This is a genomic window from Agrobacterium sp. H141, assembly GCF_057158725.1.
This window is the reverse complement of record NZ_CM169893.1, coordinates 4,140,653-4,157,330: the sequence shown is the minus strand read 5'-3', so window position 1 is coordinate 4,157,330 and position 16,678 is coordinate 4,140,653. Positions and strand designations below refer to the sequence as shown.

Genomic DNA, 16,678 nt, shown 5'->3' with positions numbered 1-16,678 from the left:
ACGTGGTTCATCCGCGAGACCCTCATGTAATTGATACGCCTAAAAAAGAAAAACGGATGTGGACCGTAATCTATTCAGGGTCGACTGCGACTTGAGATATCAAATATAATTGAAAATCCGCCGATGACGGAAGCAAAAATAAATCGATATAACTAATCACAACCATTTAGATTGTTATTTTTTGAAATTGCAACAGTAATTTTGTGAATTTATTTTGAAAAATGAAGTAAAAAAATAAAATTTTATGCAATAGGTGTGTAGTCGATTAATTTTTAATCATTAATGAGATTTATTTAGGCGTGAATCATAATTTATAGGCACGTATTTTCATTTTTTAACTGTTGTGAAATATCGAATTTTTATGCAGTTACGACAATGTTATTCGGTTCCGTCCTCAGTATTGTTGGGCGAATAGAAAATAATATGAAATAACGCTGTAGTGACCATTCTGATCTGGTCGCCGAGACGCTCAAACGTCTTGGCACGAGGGCAAGACGCAATAGTCGTTCTAGAAACCTTTACTGTTGGTCAGTTCCGACCACACGGTCAAAGCCAGAATTTTCAAGTCGAACGTAAAAGAGAAGTTCTCAATGTAATAGAGGTCCGAATAAAGCCGAGCTCTTGCCTTGAACGCTTTGTCTGTCGGCCCTCTAAGCCCTCTCATCTGAGCGAGACCTGTGAGGCCCGGGCGAACGACATGGCGCTTATGGTATTGAGGCACAAGTTCCTCGTAGAGCATGCCCGCGGCTAGCATATTGATGGCATGGCAGCGCGGGCCGACCAACGACATATCACCACAAACTACGTTGAAGAGTTGCGGTAGCTCGTCAAGATTGGTCTTTCGCAGAAACGCCCCGACCCGCGTTATTCTCGGGTCACCGACGACGGTCTGTTGGACACCAGTTGCATCGCATTTGTCAAAGTGCATTGACCGAAATTTGTACACCCTGATCTTTGTGCAATCTTTTCCCCACCGGATCTGCGAAAATAACGGGTTTCCTTTACTTTCAATCCGTATTGCAATTGCTATGAGGATCAGCAACGGCGCCAGAACCAAAATACCAAAACCTGCGCCAAGAACATCGAGCATGCGCTTCAAGATCAGGTCGACTTGTTTTGTTGGCTTTATACCCCCGATTTCAGCACATGCACTCTGCTTCGATCCCAGATCTGCAAGCGCTTCTGCGTCGCGGTCAAATATACCCGTGTTACGAACCGCTCTCTCGGCATATATCATGTCGATTTCCCCTGCATACCCACCCGCACATTATAAAAAGCGATGAATTCGTCGACAGGTTTCAACGAACGTTAAAGAAATATTAACTTTGTTGAAAAAATCTATAAGTCAATTGGTGCGATGCAGCAACTGTCTTTTTCTGTAATATTATATTATGATTAATTGAGGTTGGGCTGTGGAGAATATGGCATCGAAAGCGTCAGTAGAGGAGAGTCTCCTCATTCGGCGATGCACGCGGAAATTTGAGAAATGCTGGAGTTTTAGCGTGTTGAATATGCAATCAAAATAGACACCAAATGGATATCAAGGGAATAATTGCTGATTGGCCTCTGCATAGGTTTGGAAGTCCGCTCTATAGAATGCACCAGAGACGCTATATTGATATTGGGCCAGTATTCCGGGAGAAAGTCAGATTTTCTTGCTGAACGAAATTGCAAAATTGTCAACATATTGTTTTGTAAGGGTGATTTTTTTGTGGACACACTGAGTGTGGTGCGCTGATCGGTTTACCCAGGGTTGGTAAGCCGGTAACTTCCCCAGATACGGAAATTTCGGGGATTCTCCCACACGATGTCCAGCCGGTTGAGATATCTGATAGCCGCCATTCTGATCTCACTCACTTTGTGGGCTATTCTGATTATCGGCGTGCTTTGGGCTGTGAATTGGCTGGGATGAATATGCCTATACACAGTAAGGCAACTTTGGTTCACCGCGGACTGTAATTTTGCAGCGCTGATGATGACAACTGGCTGTGCGCGTCAACGGGATCATCGGTGGAAATCGCCCGGCTATTTCCGATTGCGCTTGGGACGTCCTCGTTGCCGTATCCACGCGAAGCCTCGAATTTCTTCAAGTCAGGGCCGGTGGAGTTCGCATCCAGGCCACTGTCTCAAGCCGATGTCGTGGAAATCACCGGCGATTCGTTTATCGATCAATGACCACCGCCCTTTCAACGGCGAATGGTCGAACGCATCCGTGAATGCCGTTAATCTCGACAAAACGCCAGACTCGTCGCTAGAATGGTGTCGGGCAGTTGGGAGGCTTGCCCAAGGGAGAGTAGCCTCACGCTACAGTTTTTGAGCTGCTTGTGCATCGCACCAGCGGAGCCTCCGTTTTGAAGGGTTGTAGTGACCGCAATGACGGATTTTGCCGGTTGGTTTACGTATAGTCCGATCCTCGTCCTGCTCTCGGTGGTGGTGGCGATCCAGGCAGGCTATGTTGGCATCAATCTGGCACTTCTCATATCTACAGCCTTTGCCAATCGGCGTCGTCTTCTCATCGCGGGCTCAGCCTTGACGCTTGCGGTCGGTATCTGGAGCATGCACTTCATCGGCATGTTGGCGGTTAGAACGTCAATCACCATCAATTATGCCGTCCTTCCGACATTGCTTTCATTCCTGATTTGCGGTCTTGTCACCGGTGTTGCCGTCTATCTTGCCAGCCTGCGCTCGCATCTCCTTCTGGTGGCTGCTGCCGTTTTGATGGGCCTCGGCATCACAACGATGCATTACGTCGGCATGATCGCTGTACATTCGGTCATGCACCTAACCCACGATCCGGCCTATGCGATCGCCAGCATAGCCATTGCAATCGCTGCGTCCGGCCTCACCCTCTGGCTTGCCTTTTCTGCTGATCGCCGACCGCCACTGTTTCTCTGTGCGCTCGTGTTCGGCTGCGCCGTTTCGGGCATGCACTACACGGCGATGGTGGGAACGACGCTGCATATGGCAACAGCGCAGGCTGCGACTGCAAAGTCCCTGATCTCCAGCGACATACTGGCCACCATCGTCAGTGTCGTCGCCTGTTCGATCTCGGCGGTTTTCATGCTGGCGCTGGTTCCGACTGGGGCAAAAGATGCATCGAGCGACAGCGTTCAAACGCCGGCAGAGACCACATCAGCCCCGGAAGGTCTGGCCGAAGCCGATCTGCTGCTTCCGATGGAGAAGAACGGCAAGCGTTTCCACATCGCCTCGGATGAAATTGCATCGGTTCATTCCAACGCCCACTACACCTATATATTCAACGGTCGCGACGATCTTTTTTGCCCCTTGTCCATTACAGATATTGCTGCCCGCCTGCCCGAGGCGATGTTCCCGCGCACGCATCGCAGCTATATCGTCAATTTGTCATTCGTAGCCCGCATCAAGAAATCCGGTGACGCGGGCGTCGCCGAGCTGGATACGCCCGTGAGGCGAACAGTGCCTGTCAGTCGATCAAGACTCGCAGCTCTGCGTGATGAACTCGCCGCTTTCAAGGCATCTGCAAAGGGTGCAGCGACCCTGGAAGGGTAGGTCAGTTATTCTGACGCAGTTCGTGCAAACAGCCACGCATTTCGTGCAGAATTGTGCGTTTGGTGCTCTTGTTCTTGTCTCAGCACGATGATCGACGCCTGCTCATGGAGAGCGCAGAGACGAGGTCTTTTGGAGTGGGGCCTTGCCGAGCGTGAAAATGCTTTGGGAGGAGCTCACGATGATACCAGGGTCATTCGATTACCATCGGCCAACGACGGTCGAGGGTGCTGTGGCATTGCTTCAGCAACTCGGTGAGGACGCACTGCCCCTTGCTGGTGGCCATAGCCTGATACCTATGATGAAGACACGGTTGGCAGCACCGGATCATCTGGTAGATCTCGGTGCAGTCGAGGGGCTGCGCCAGATCGATCATGTGGGTAATGAAGTCATCATCGGAGCGATGGTGACGCAACATGCCGTCATCCATTCCTCGCAGCTGGCCGGTCTGGTTCCGCTCATGCGCGAGACCGCTCTGGTCATCGCCGACCCTCAGATCCGTTACAAGGGCACAATTGGTGGCAATTGCGCAAATGGTGATCCGGGCAACGATATGCCGGCTCTGATGCAGTGTCTGAACGCCCGTTACACTTTGACGGGCGTGAGCGGCACACGAGAGGTCGCGGCGCGCGACTTCTATTTCGGGGCCTATGACACTGCGCTTGAGCCCGGCGAAATATTGGTATCGGTTTCCATTCCCGTTCCGCCCCTCGGGCATGGTTATGGCTATGAAAAGCTCAAGCGAAAAGTGGGAGACTATGCGACTGCGGCGGCGGCCGTGGTGATCACGATTGAAGGGGGCACCTGCACCAGCGCTTCCATCGGCCTCACCAATGTTTCGGAAACGCCGCTATGGGCGCAAGAGGCTGCGCAAATTCTGCTTGGCACCACGCTTGACGAGGCAACTGTCGCAAAGGCGGTTGCTGCAGCCGAAGCGATTACCAATCCAGCCTCCGATATGCGCGGGCCTTCGGAATACCGCACCAAGATGGCCGGCATCATGCTGCGCCGGGCACTCGAGAGGGCAAAGACCCGCGCCAAGGGTTGAGGGGAACATCATGACGAAATCGCATATCAAGGTCACTATCAATGGCAAGGATGTCGAGGCTCTCGTCGAGCCGCGGACATTGCTCATCCACTTCCTGCGCGAGCAGCAAAATCTGACAGGCGCCCATATCGGCTGCGATACCGGCCATTGCGGTGCATGCACTGTCGACATGGACGACACGTCGGTCAAAAGCTGCATGACCTTTGCCGTCCAGGCAGATGGCTCGGCCATTACCACAATCGAGGGAGTCGCGAATGCTGATGGAACGCTGAGCGCGCTGCAAGAAGGTTTCCGCATGATGCACGGCCTGCAATGCGGTTATTGCACGCCGGGAATGATCTTGCGCGCGCATCGCCTGCTTGAGGAGAACTCTGACCCCACCGAAGACGAAATTCGCAACGGTATCGCCGGCAATCTTTGTCGTTGCACCGGCTACGTCAACATCGTCAGGGCCATCCAGTATGCGGCGGCCAAGATCAACGGAACACCGTTTCAGGAGGCTGCAGAATGAACGAGCAAGTCAAGATCGATCAGGACCGCGCCGAACGGACCGAGAAGCTGCAGGGCATGGGATGCAAGCGCAAGCGCGTTGAAGATATCCGTTTCACTCAGGGCAAGGGCAATTATGTCGATGATCTGAAGCTACCGGGCATGGTGTTCGGTGATTTTGTCCGTTCGCCTCACGCTCATGCCCGCATCATCAGTATCGATACCTCACGCGCCAAAGCGCTGCCCGGTGTGATCGCGGTTCTAACAGCTGCCGATCTAAAGCCGCTTGGCCTGCATTATATGCCAACCCTTGCGGGCGACGTACAGGCAGTCCTGGCGGAAGAAAAAGTGCTGTTTCAGAACCAGGAGGTGGCCTTTGTCATCGCGGAGGACCGGTATATCGCGTCGGATGCAACAGAACTCGTCGACGTCGTCTATGAGGCGCTGCCCTGTATTGTCGATCCGTTCAAATCTATGCTTGCGGATGCGCCCATCCTGCGCGAAGACATCAAGGACAAGATGGTCGGCGCGCATGGGCCACGTAAACACCCGAACCATATCTTTGAATGGCAAATAGGCGACAAGCAGGCGACCGACGACGTTTTTGCCAATGCCGATGTGACCATCAAGGAAATGCTGGTCGATCACCGCACGCATCCGTCGCCGCTGGAGACCTGCCAGTCTGTCGCCTCGTTTGACAAGGTCAAGGGCGAACTGACGCTTTGGGGCACATTCCAGGCACCGCATGTCATCCGCACAGTCGTCTCGCTGATCTCGGGTCTACCAGAACACAAGATTCATGTTGTAGCGCCGGATATCGGCGGCGGATTTGGCAACAAGGTCGGCGCTTATGCCGGCTATGTCTGCTCGGTGGTCGGCTCGATCGTGCTCGGTGTGCCGGTCAAATGGGTCGAGGACAGGATGGAAAACCTCTCCACCACTTCCTTTGCCCGCGACTACCACATGACCACCGAACTGGCCGCCACCAAAGAAGGCAAGATCCTTGGCATGCGCGTGCATGTGCTGGCAGATCATGGCGCATTCGACGCCTGCGCCGACCCGTCCAAGTGGCCGGCCGGCTTCATGAACATCTGCACAGGCTCCTACGACATCCCGGTGGCACATCTGGCGGTCGATGGTGTCTATACCAACAAGGCGTCAGGCGGTGTGGCCTATCGCTGCTCGTTCCGGGTGACCGAGGCGGTGTTTGCCATTGAGCGAGCCGTCGAAGTGCTCGCCCACAAGCTCGGCATGGATGCAGCCGAGCTCCGCATGAAGAACTTCATCAAGGCCGAACAGTTTCCCTATCACTCGGCGCTCGGCTGGGAATACGACAGCGGCGATTATCATACAGCCATGCAGAAGGCGATGGACACCATCGGCTACAAGCAGTTGCGTGAGGAACAGGCAAAAAAGCGCGAAGCCTTCAAGCGCGGAGAAACCCGCGAACTCATGGGCATCGGCATTTCCTTCTTCACAGAAATTGTCGGTGCCGGGCCGGCCAAGAACTGCGATATCCTCGGTATCGCGATGTTCGATTCCGCTGAGATCCGCATCCATCCGACCGGCTCGATAATCGCCCGAATGGGCACCAAGAGCCAGGGGCAGGGGCATGAGACCACCTATGCCCAGATCATCGCCACGGAACTTGGCATTCCAGCAGATGACATCATGATTGAGGAGGGCAATACGGATACTGCGCCGTATGGTCTTGGTACCTATGGCTCGCGCTCGACCCCGGTCGCCGGCGCTGCAACCGCAGTGGCTGCGCGCAAGATCAAGGCCAAGGCACAGATGATCGCTGCCCATATGCTGGAAGTGCATGAGGATGATCTGGAATGGGATATCGATCGCTTCAAGGTCAAGGGTTTGCCGGAAAAGTTCAAGACCATGAAGGAAATTGCCTGGTCGGCCTATAATTCCCCGCCGCCAAACATGGAGCCGGGTCTGGAGGCAGTAAACTATTACGAGCCGCCTAATATGACTTATCCATTCGGGGCCTATTTCTGCGTTATGGATATCGACGTTGATACGGGTGTCGCCAAGACGCGCCGCTTCTACGCGCTCGATGACTGCGGTACGCGCATCAATCCCATGATCATTGAGGGTCAGGTGCATGGCGGGCTGACAGAGGCGTTTGCCTGCGCAATGGGTCAGGAGATCCGTTATGATGAGACGGGTAATGTCATGGGTGCTTCGTTCATGGACTTCTTCCTGCCAACGGCGGTGGAGACGCCCAAATGGGAAACCGACTTTACCGTAACGCCGTCCCCACATCACCCGATTGGGGCCAAAGGTGTCGGTGAAAGCCCACATGTGGGCGGCGTGCCGTGCTTTTCCAATGCCGTCAACGATGCCTATGCCTTTCTCGACGCCGGTCACATCCAGATGCCGCATGATGCCTGGCGCCTCTGGAAGGTGGGTGAGCGGCTGGGGTTGCACGGCTAGGACGGCGAAGAAAATGGTGGTCACACTTCCACAGGACCAGATTGCCACTGATATGGCTGCGGTCGGGTATATTCCCGACCGTGATCTGGCAACCGCCCTGTGGCTCATGAACAGCCTCAGTCGTCCCTTGCTGCTTGAGGGCGAGGCGGGCGTTGGCAAAACAGAGGTCGCGCGGGCTCTGGCTGTGGTCCACGATACCAAGTTGATCCGGTTGCAATGCTATGAGGGGCTGGATCAGAGCTCGGCGCTTTATGAATGGAATTATCAGCGGCAATTGCTGGCCATCAAGGCACGCGAGGGGCTCAACGCCAACGAGGTCGAAGACGAGATATTCTCGGAAAAATATCTGCTCGAGCGGCCGCTGCTGGCGGCAATCCGCCAGCCGAAATCGCCGGTCCTGTTGATCGACGAGGTCGACCGCGCCGATGAAGAATTCGAAGCCTTCTTGCTGGAGCTGTTGTCTGATTTCCAGGTCTCTATTCCAGAACTTGGAACAATCACAGCGCGGACCATTCCGCTGGTGATCCTGACGTCAAACGGTACGCGAGAGCTCTCTGATGCGCTACGTCGCCGCTGTCTCTATCACTATGTCGATTTTCCCGATGTCGATCGTGAGGCCCGGATTATCCTGTCACGTCTGCCCCGGATCGATGCGGCGCTGGCCCTTCAGATTGCCACCATGGTCAACGAGATCAGGAAAGAAGATCTTAGAAAGGCTCCGGGGGTTGCCGAGACGCTGGATTGGGCAGCAACGCTTGCCGGTCTGGACATCCGCCATCTGAAAGACGAGCCGGAAGCCATCTTTGAAACCATGATGTGCCTGATCAAGACCGCAGAGGACAAGGCACGGATGACCCGTCAGGTGTCGGATCGACTTTTGGGCAAGGTGGCATGAGATGAGCGTGGTGCGAAAGTCAGATGCTGATCTGGGCGAAATGATGCGGGAAAAGCTATCGGGCTTCGTTTCGGCGCTGCGCGACAACGGTTTTGTCATTGGCCTGGCCGAGACGCGTGATGCCCTCGGTGTTATGAGCGGCGTCAGCGTGGCACGTCCTTCACAGTTTCGCCCGGCACTTCGTGCATTGTTCTGCAGCCGGCATTCGGATTGGCAGAAGTTTGACGAGATCTTCGACGCTTGGTGGTTGGTACGTGGCATGAAGTCCGCCACCCGGATATCAGGCGCGCCGCAAAAGGCACCCAGTGGTCTGCAGGCGGTCGCAGCCGGAAACCGAGGACTGGGGGACAACCAGAATGCCGACCATGTCGAGCGCAGCGAAGGAGGCGGACAGACAGACACCGGGCAGTCAAAACGAGAGGGGGCCTCGCGCACCGAACTCTTGACCGGAACCGATTTCAGGCATTTGACCGACCCAAACGATCTGGCGGCCGCCCACGAGTTGGCTGCGAGGCTGGCGCACGAGATGCGGGCACGCCTGACGCGGCGCCTGAGGGTGCGTCGCAAGGGCCAGCGGCTCGATCTCAGACGCACCATTCACAAGAGTATCGCCCATGGCGGCACGCCGATGGAACTCGTCCGTCGAAAGCGAAAGGACAAGCCGCTGAAGCTTGTCGTCCTGCTGGATGCATCAGGCTCGATGAGCCTATATTCGGCGGTGTTCCTGCGTTTCATGCACGGGGTGCTGGACGCATTTTCGCAAGCCGAGGCCTATATTTTTCATACAAGGCTGATTCATATCTCGCCCGCATTGCGTGAGCGTGACCCGCAGCGATCAGTGGAGCGGATGTCGTTGATGGCGCAGGGAACCGGAGGTGGCACGCGGATCGGTGAGAGCCTGGCGACATTCAACAGGTGGCATGCCAAACGCTGCATCCATTCGCGTACTTGCGTGATGATCGTCTCCGACGGTTATGACACAGGCTCTGGTGAGGTTCTCGCTGCCGAAATGCAGGCCCTTCGGAGACGATGCCGGCGGATCGCCTGGTTGAATCCCATGATCGGCTGGCAGGACTATGCGCCGGAAGCGGCAGGCATGAAGGCCGCGCTTCCTTTCGTGGACCTCTTCGCGCCGGCTCACAATCTTGAAAGCCTGAATGCACTTGAACCCTATCTGGCGAGGATTTGATCATGCCCGAACCGGACGATATTCTCGATCTGGTCGCGCAAACCAGAGCTCGTGGCGAGCCTTTTGCGATCGCAACGGTGGTACGCACTGTTTCTGTGACGGCAGCCAAGGCCGGAGCCAAGGCAGTCTTGCTTGCCGATGGCACCATATCGGCTGGCTGGATTGGTGGCGGTTGCGCGCGCGGCGCCGTGCTCAAGGCGGCTGCTGAGGCCATTCGCGATGGTCAGCCACGCCTTGTCAGCATCCAGCCGGAAAACTTGCTGGAGATGCAGCAGGTGCATTCGGGTGAATTGCGCGACGGCGTTTCCTATGCCCGCAACATGTGCCCTAGCCAGGGAACGATGGATGTGTTTGTGGAACCGGTTCTGCCGCGCCCGCATCTGACTGTGCTCGGCGCGTCGCCCGTGGCGGCAGCCCTTGCCGATATTGCCCACCGGATGGGCTTTTTCGTCACCGTATGTGCTCCGGCCTCCGACCACTCTGCCTTTTCGGTCGCCGATCGCCTGGTTGATGGCTTCGAACTGCCGAAAGACGGCGCGCGGCATTGCTTCGTTGTCATCGCCACGCAGGGGCGAGGAGATGGCACGGCTTTGAAGGCCGTCCTCGGTATGGAGACCCGCTACACCGGCTTTGTTGGCTCACGCAAGAAATTCGCAGCCATGCGACGCGATCTCGAAGCCGAGGGCCTCGACGTCAGGTCGATGGATGGGGTGCGATCACCAGCAGGACTCGATCTCGGTTCCATCACGCCCGATGAAATTGCCTTTTCGATTGTCGCAGAGATGATTGAAATCCGGCGGCGCGGACAAAGAAATACGTAAAGGGAGAACAGCTATGGATATGAACGGGTCACAACGCATAGAAGCGTCGCGAGAGACCGTTTTTGCAGCACTGAATGATGTCGACGTCCTGCGTCAATGCATACCGGGCTGCGAAACCATCGAGAAGACATCTGACACGGAGATGGTTGCCAAGGTGACCCTGCGCATCGGTCCGGTTAAGGCGAGCTTTTCCGGCACTGTCACCTTGTCCGATCTGGATCCTCCGAACGGGTACACGATCTCTGGCGAGGGTTCGGGTGGCATGGCCGGCTTTGCCAAGGGTGGAGCGGACGTTACGCTTGAGGCGGACGGCGAAGCCACCCTCCTGCATTATAAGGTCAAAGCCGAAATTGGCGGAAAGCTTGCGCAGATGGGAAGCCGGTTGATCGATAGTACGGCAAAAAAGCTGGCCGGTGACTTCTTTACCAAGTTCAGCAACATCGTCGGACCACAAGCGCCTGTTGATGCGCCGCCGGAAGAAGCAAAGGAAAAGGGCTGGATCGGCCGCATCCTTGGGACCGGCGCCGCAGCCTTTCTCATCGTCGCCGTTACTCCAAATCTGTGCTGCATCACTGGCGGGCATTCCGCCATGGCAAACGATATGATGATACTCTCGATCTGCACATTGACCCCGGTGCTCTGACGGGGAGCCATAAAGCCTCCAAGGCAACCAAACCTATGATGACCGCGATTGCGGTCTGGTTCCCAGGGATATCCTTGTATGCGCCGATCTCGAGACGTCCGTTTTAACCGAAGTCGATGTCCCCGCCATCTCTTCGAGCAGCCGTATATGACTCGAAGTTACATCTACCGTTCTGTTTGGCAGTCCGCAGGCTTGCATAGGGTGGTTCTGGTAGATGCAAATCACGAATGCATTCTGATGAGATGGCCTGTGCTCTCGCTCTCATTGCTGAAGGCGATCCGCCGTTGATACGATTCCGACAAAATCTCGGGCCAGGCATCGGTGATGGCCAACGACGAGAACGTTTAAAAAAATCGCAAAAAATCAACCGCTTACTGGAAGAAGTGGCGGACAGGGTGGGATTCGAACCCACGGTACGCTTTCACGCACACACGCGTTCCAGGCGTGCGCCTTAAACCACTCGGCCACCTGTCCTTACACAGTTCGCGCGGGCCATATTGCGGCGCCGCGACTGGTTCGGCGCGATATATACCGAGGATTCGAATTGGATCAACCGGAATCTGACGGATTTATGAAGTCTCTTCGATAACGCCGTTCGAATCCCGTTGCGAGACGGTTATATTGGGGCTATCTAATGGAGAGTGCGGCATGAGATATCACGACAGGAGTATGTCGATGATCAGATTTGTATTTCGTATGTTCAGTCTCCTGGCGCTTGTTATCGCCGTTGTGGCCGCAACGATGGATTCCATCGAGTCGGTTTCGTCCTCGGATGTGGCGCTCACATCCCTCGCCTCCATCTGGGCGCAATTCAATGATGGCAATTTTTTAGCCTTCAAGGAAGCAGCCAGTGTCGGCCTGCCACTTTGGCTCTGGGATGCAATCCGAATGTGGGTCTTGCCTCAGCCTGCCTTCATTGCATTCTTGATCGTTTCGCTTCTGTGCTGGATGATCGGTTATAAGAAGCCCAATCCTGCCGGGCGCTTCGCAGCATAGCGAAGATGCATCAACAGGGTCTCTGCGGGAGGGCGACGTGTTCCTGATTGACATGTTCAACAAAAAGACAGTCATGCCTACGGCAGAAACGGCCCTTCCCGGACGCAATCTGCCCATACCCACAGCCGAAACACATTTCGTGACAGGCAGGCCGCTTCATGGCCCTGATCCGGATGGACTGGCATCGATATCCCTCGGCATGGGCCACTTCTGGGCAGCCGAGCGTCTCCTTTGGCAAATGCAAGGCGTATGGGTCACTGTGGCTGGATATCAGGGCGGTTTCACCCCCAACCCGACCGCACAGGAAACGGTGACCGGGCTCACCGGCCATGCCGAAGTGGTAAAAGTCGTCTATGACGCGCAGCAGCTTCCATTGCAAAATCTGCTCAAGATCTTCTTTGAGGGGCATGATCCGACCCAGGGCATGCGTCAGGGCAATGATATCGGCAGCGCCTATCGCTCCGCAGTTTTTGTGGCCAGCGCGCAGGATCGAGACACTGCCGAACGGATGCGAGACGTATATCAGCAGGCGCTCTATCGCGCAGGTCGTACCTCGAAGATCACCACAGAAATTGCTGAAGCACCGATGTTCTACCCCGCCGAAGAGTACCACCAACAGTATCTGGCGAGGAATCCCGCAGCCAATTCAGCGTTGCGCGGCACCGGTGTTGATTGCCCTATTTTGTGAGGTTGCGATTTACCAGCGTAGCCTTTTCCCACAGCGCTTCGGGAACGCTTGGGCCTGTCAATCGGGACATTTTCGCAAATATTTACCGCATGAAAAAAATCTGGTGAATTTTTGATCGAGCCATGCAAGGATACCGCCATACAGGCTGCCGAGGGGCGTGTCTGGGGACCGTAAGCACGTTCGAAAGCGTGAGGGAGGACCCGAATAAATAATAAGATCAATAGCAACAACAGGGCTGCAAAATGAAGAAAACCCTTTTGAGTATTTTTGCGTTGGCCGCGATGTCGACAACAGCGCTCGCTGCTGACATCAAGCCAGCGCTTGTCTATGGCACGGGCGGAAAGTTCGACAAGTCCTTCAATGAGGCAGCTTATAACGGCGCCGAGAAGTTCAAGGCCGAAACCGGTATCGACTACCGCGATTTCGAGCCGACTGACGATACCCAGGGTGAACAAGCAATCCGCAACTTTGCCTCACGGGGATACAGCCCCGTGATCGCGATTTCCTTTGCCTGGGCATCAGCTCTGCAGAAAGTTGCTCCGGAATTTCCGGACACCAAGTTCGTCCTCGTTGACGATGTTGTCGACCTGCCAAACGTCAAGTCGATCGTCTACAAGGAGCAGGAAGGGTCCTATCTCGTCGGTCTCCTGGCCGGTCTGAAGTCTGAAACCGGCAAGGTCGGCTTTGTCGGCGGCATGGACATTCCGCTGATCCACAAGTTCGAGTGCGGCTATGAAGAAGGCGCACGCGCTGCCAACGCCGATATCGAAGTGTTCCAGAACATGGTTGGCACCACCGGTGCGGCATGGAATGACCCGGTTCGCGCCGGCGAACTCACCAAGAACCAGATCGATCAGGGTGCCGATGTGGTCTATGCGGCAGCTGGCGCTTCGGGCCTTGGTGTGCTGCAGACCGCTGCCGACAACAAGAAGTTCTCCATCGGCGTTGACTCCAACCAGAACTATGTTCAGCCAGGCTCCGTTTTGACCTCGATGGTCAAGCGTGTCGATCTCGCGATCTACAACTCCTTCATGGAAGCCAAGGATGACAAGCTTGAAGGCGGTATGACGTCTCTCGGGGTCAAGGAAGGCGGCGTTGATTTCGCTCTGGACGAACATAACGAAGCACTGATTACGCCTGAAATGAAGGCTGCGGTCGAAAAGGCCAAGGCAGACATCATCTCCGGTGCTGTCACCGTACACGATTACATGACGGACAATTCCTGCCCGAAGTGATTTGACAGGGGCGCAAACCGGGTTAGTTCGGTTTGCGCCCTTTCCATGTCTACAATCCGGAGTGAAGCTGTGAGCCAGGCACCAGCGATCCAACTCATCGACATCGACAAGAAGTTCGGTGCCGTTCACGCAAACAAGAATATCAATCTGACGGTCGCCAAGGGCTCAATCCACGGCATCATCGGCGAGAATGGTGCGGGAAAATCGACACTGATGTCGATTATCTATGGCTTCTACAACGCTGATTCCGGATCGATAGAGATCGACGGCAAACCGGTTAATATCCGCGACAGCCAGTCGGCTATTGATGCCGGTATTGGCATGGTGCACCAGCATTTCATGCTGGTCGAGAACTTTACCGTTCTTGAAAATCTGATGCTGGGCGCGGAGGGGGGAGCTCTTTTGCGTCAAGGCGTTGATCGTGCCCGGGCGGAACTGAAGCGCTTGGCCGATGAATATGAACTCGAAGTCGATCCAGACGCTACGATTGAGGAATTGCCGGTCGGATTGCAGCAACGCGTCGAGATCCTGAAGGCGCTCTATCGTGGCTGTGACATCCTGATTCTCGACGAGCCGACCGGTGTGCTGACCCCGGCTGAGGCCGACCACTTGTTCCGCATTCTCGAAGTGCTGCGCAAAGAGGGCAAGACGATCGTTCTGATCACCCACAAACTGCGAGAAATCATGGCGATCACCGATACGGTCTCCGTCATGCGCCGCGGCGAAATGGTCGCCACCAGGAAGACAGCTGACACAACCGTGGAAGAACTTGCCGAACTGATGGTCGGACGGCGCGTGCTTCTGCAGGTGGATAAGGGCGAAGCCAAGCCAGGCGATGTCATGCTATCGGTGAGGAACCTGACCGTGAAGGATGGTCGGGGTGTCACCATGGTCGACAATGTATCCTTCGATGTGCGTTGCGGCGAGATTGTCGGTATCGCGGGCGTCGCCGGCAATGGACAGAGCGAGTTGCTGCAGGCGATCACCGGTATCCGCAAGCCGGTATCGGGCGAAATTCTGATCAATGGCGAGCCGGTAACCGGTTTCGATCCGGCCAGACTTCGCCAACTGGGTCTCGCACATATTCCCGAAGACCGGCACCATATGGGGCTTGTTCTGCCCTTCGAGGAGGCCGAGAATGCCATTTTGGGTTATCATCGGGACGAGCGATACGGGCGTGGCCCGATGCTTGACCCCGACGCGGTGCGCAAAGCCGCAGAAGCCGAGATCGAGAAATATGATATCCGTCCGCCTAATGCGCGATTGAAGTCGGCCAATTTTTCCGGCGGCAATCAGCAGAAAATCGTGGTTGCTCGTGAAATCGAACGCGATCCGAGCCTGTTGATTGTTGGTCAGCCGACCCGCGGCGTGGACATCGGCGCCATTGAGTTCATCCATCGTCGCCTGATCGAGACGCGAGATGCCGCCAAGGCCATCCTGTTGGTGTCAGTGGAACTCGACGAGATCCGCTCGCTTTCCGACCGTGTTCTGGTGATGTTTGCTGGCAAGGTGGTGGGCGAAACCGGTCCGGAGACCGGTGAGCAGACCCTTGGCCTGATGATGGCCGGTATCGCGGCGTGAGGTTTTTATGAGTAGTTCATCTGTTCCGCTTCCCAATTGGATCAATTATGCCCTCCTGCCGATCATCAACCTGATACTTGCTTTCCTCGTCTCGGGTCTCGTGGTCTGGATTATCGGTGAAAGCCCTCTGGAAGCTCTGAAGCTTCTGTTGCAAGGGGCTTTGGGTCGAGGCGAAGGTGTTGGTTTCACACTCTATTATGCGACCAACTTCATTTTCACCGGCCTGTCGGTCGCGATCGCCTATCACGCTGGCCTCTTCAATATCGGCTCTGAGGGACAGGCCTATATCGGCGGCCTTGGTGCCGCATTGGCAGCTTTGGCACTTGATCAATACGTGCCATGGTATGTGACCATGCCGTTTGCGATCGTGGGTGCCGCCGCATTCGGCGCTCTCTGGGCGCTCATCCCGGCTCTGTTGCAGGCAAAGCGCGGCAGTCACATCGTCATCACCACCATCATGTTCAATTTTATCGGCTCGTCGCTGATGGTCTACCTGCTTGTCAACGTGTTGCGTCCCGTTGGAAAGATGGCCCCGGAAACGCGGACCTTTCTTGAAGGTGGACAGCTTCCCAAGCTTAAAGGGCTGATGGAACTATTGGGCATGAAACTGGGGGCCGCACCCTTCAACGTCTCATTCCTGATCGCACTTGTGATGTGTTATCTGGTCTGGCTTTTGATCTGGCGTACCAAGTTTGGCTACGAAATGCGCACACTTGGCATGTCGCGCTCCGCTGCTGCCTATGCCGGCATTCCCTATGTCCGCACAGTGGTCATCGCCATGCTCTTGTCGGGCGCGTTGGCAGGAATGATGTCGCTCAATCCCGTGCTTGGCGCATCCGCCCGTCTACAGGTCGAATTTGTCAGTGGTGCCGGTTTTGTCGGTATCGCCGTCTCACTGATGGGTCGCAACCATCCGGTTGGCATTGTTCTCGCCGCGATCCTGTTCGGTATCCTCTATCAGGGCGGGGCGGAACTTTCATTCGACATGCCAGCGATCACGCGGGATATGATAGTTGTCATCCAGGGGCTTGTTATTCTGTTCACCGGCGCGCTGGAATACATGTTGCGGCCTGCCATGTCCCGCGCCTACCAACAATTTGCCAAGGGCTGAGGAGAGATC

The 16,678-nt window shown here is 55.5% G+C and carries 14 protein-coding genes and 1 tRNA gene; 13 read left to right on the top strand and 2 right to left on the bottom strand.

Going from position 1 to position 16,678, the window contains the following annotated elements; genetic code table 11:
* Positions 1–508: 508 nt before the first annotated feature.
* Positions 509–1,237, bottom strand: a complete 729-nt coding sequence (locus ACWPM9_RS19605) for a sugar transferase (RefSeq protein ID WP_484756223.1) — start codon at positions 1,235–1,237, stop codon at positions 509–511.
* A gap of 1,136 nt (positions 1,238–2,373) precedes the next feature.
* On the opposite strand from ACWPM9_RS19605, the gene ACWPM9_RS19600 reads away from it, so the two are divergent.
* The 8 genes from ACWPM9_RS19600 to ACWPM9_RS19565 all read left to right on the top strand — a co-directional run bounded on the left by ACWPM9_RS19600 (position 2,374) and on the right by ACWPM9_RS19565 (position 11,058).
* On the top strand, positions 2,374–3,528 hold the full coding sequence (locus ACWPM9_RS19600) for an MHYT domain-containing protein (RefSeq protein WP_484757691.1): 1,155 nt from the start codon (positions 2,374–2,376) through the stop codon (positions 3,526–3,528).
* 178 nt (positions 3,529–3,706) lie between these two features.
* Entirely contained in the window at positions 3,707–4,573 is an 867-nt protein-coding gene (locus tag ACWPM9_RS19595) for an FAD binding domain-containing protein (protein WP_484756222.1), read from the top strand.
* Between the two features lie 10 nt (positions 4,574–4,583).
* Positions 4,584–5,084: a (2Fe-2S)-binding protein gene (locus ACWPM9_RS19590; protein WP_484756221.1), complete on the top strand. Its 501-nt coding sequence runs from the start codon at positions 4,584–4,586 to the stop codon at positions 5,082–5,084.
* On the top strand, positions 5,081–7,510 hold the full coding sequence (locus ACWPM9_RS19585; protein WP_484756220.1) for an aerobic carbon-monoxide dehydrogenase large subunit: 2,430 nt from the start codon (positions 5,081–5,083) through the stop codon (positions 7,508–7,510). Before ACWPM9_RS19590 ends, ACWPM9_RS19585 begins: the two co-directional genes overlap by 4 nt.
* Before the next feature lie 13 nt (positions 7,511–7,523).
* The gene (locus tag ACWPM9_RS19580) at positions 7,524–8,405 is read left to right on the top strand and encodes an AAA family ATPase (RefSeq protein ID WP_484756219.1); all 882 of its coding nucleotides are present in this window, start codon (positions 7,524–7,526) and stop codon (positions 8,403–8,405) included.
* Between the two features lies 1 nt (position 8,406).
* Positions 8,407–9,594, top strand: coding sequence for a vWA domain-containing protein (locus tag ACWPM9_RS19575; RefSeq protein WP_484756218.1), 1,188 nt, complete (start codon positions 8,407–8,409; stop codon positions 9,592–9,594).
* 2 nt (positions 9,595–9,596) lie between these two features.
* On the top strand, positions 9,597–10,415 hold the full coding sequence (locus ACWPM9_RS19570; protein ID WP_484756217.1) for an XdhC family protein: 819 nt from the start codon (positions 9,597–9,599) through the stop codon (positions 10,413–10,415).
* Positions 10,416–10,428: 13 nt separating this feature from the next.
* Positions 10,429–11,058 carry an SRPBCC family protein gene (locus ACWPM9_RS19565; RefSeq protein WP_428186287.1) on the top strand — a complete coding sequence of 210 codons (630 nt, stop codon included), beginning with the start codon at positions 10,429–10,431 and terminating at the stop codon, positions 11,056–11,058.
* 384 nt (positions 11,059–11,442) lie between these two features.
* Here ACWPM9_RS19565 and ACWPM9_RS19560 read toward each other — a convergent pair.
* Positions 11,443–11,532 (bottom strand) — tRNA-Ser (locus tag ACWPM9_RS19560).
* 201 nt (positions 11,533–11,733) lie between these two features.
* Between ACWPM9_RS19560 and ACWPM9_RS19555 the strand changes: the two genes are divergently transcribed.
* The 5 genes from ACWPM9_RS19555 (at position 11,734) to ACWPM9_RS19535 (ending at position 16,669) form a co-directional block, all read left to right on the top strand.
* Positions 11,734–12,054: a hypothetical protein gene (locus ACWPM9_RS19555; RefSeq protein ID WP_428186286.1), complete on the top strand. Its 321-nt coding sequence runs from the start codon at positions 11,734–11,736 to the stop codon at positions 12,052–12,054.
* A gap of 37 nt (positions 12,055–12,091) precedes the next feature.
* A complete protein-coding gene (gene msrA / locus ACWPM9_RS19550) occupies positions 12,092–12,742 on the top strand; it encodes a peptide-methionine (S)-S-oxide reductase MsrA (protein WP_484756216.1) in 651 nt (216 codons plus the stop codon).
* A 242-nt stretch (positions 12,743–12,984) separates the two neighbouring features.
* The gene (locus ACWPM9_RS19545; RefSeq protein WP_428186284.1) at positions 12,985–13,977 is read left to right on the top strand and encodes a BMP family lipoprotein; all 993 of its coding nucleotides are present in this window, start codon (positions 12,985–12,987) and stop codon (positions 13,975–13,977) included.
* A gap of 69 nt (positions 13,978–14,046) precedes the next feature.
* Positions 14,047–15,558 (top strand): ABC transporter ATP-binding protein, encoded by a 1,512-nt coding sequence (locus ACWPM9_RS19540; RefSeq protein ID WP_428186283.1) that lies wholly within the window; start codon positions 14,047–14,049, stop codon positions 15,556–15,558.
* A gap of 7 nt (positions 15,559–15,565) precedes the next feature.
* A complete protein-coding gene (locus tag ACWPM9_RS19535; RefSeq protein WP_428186282.1) occupies positions 15,566–16,669 on the top strand; it encodes an ABC transporter permease in 1,104 nt (367 codons plus the stop codon).
* Positions 16,670–16,678 lie beyond the last annotated feature (9 nt).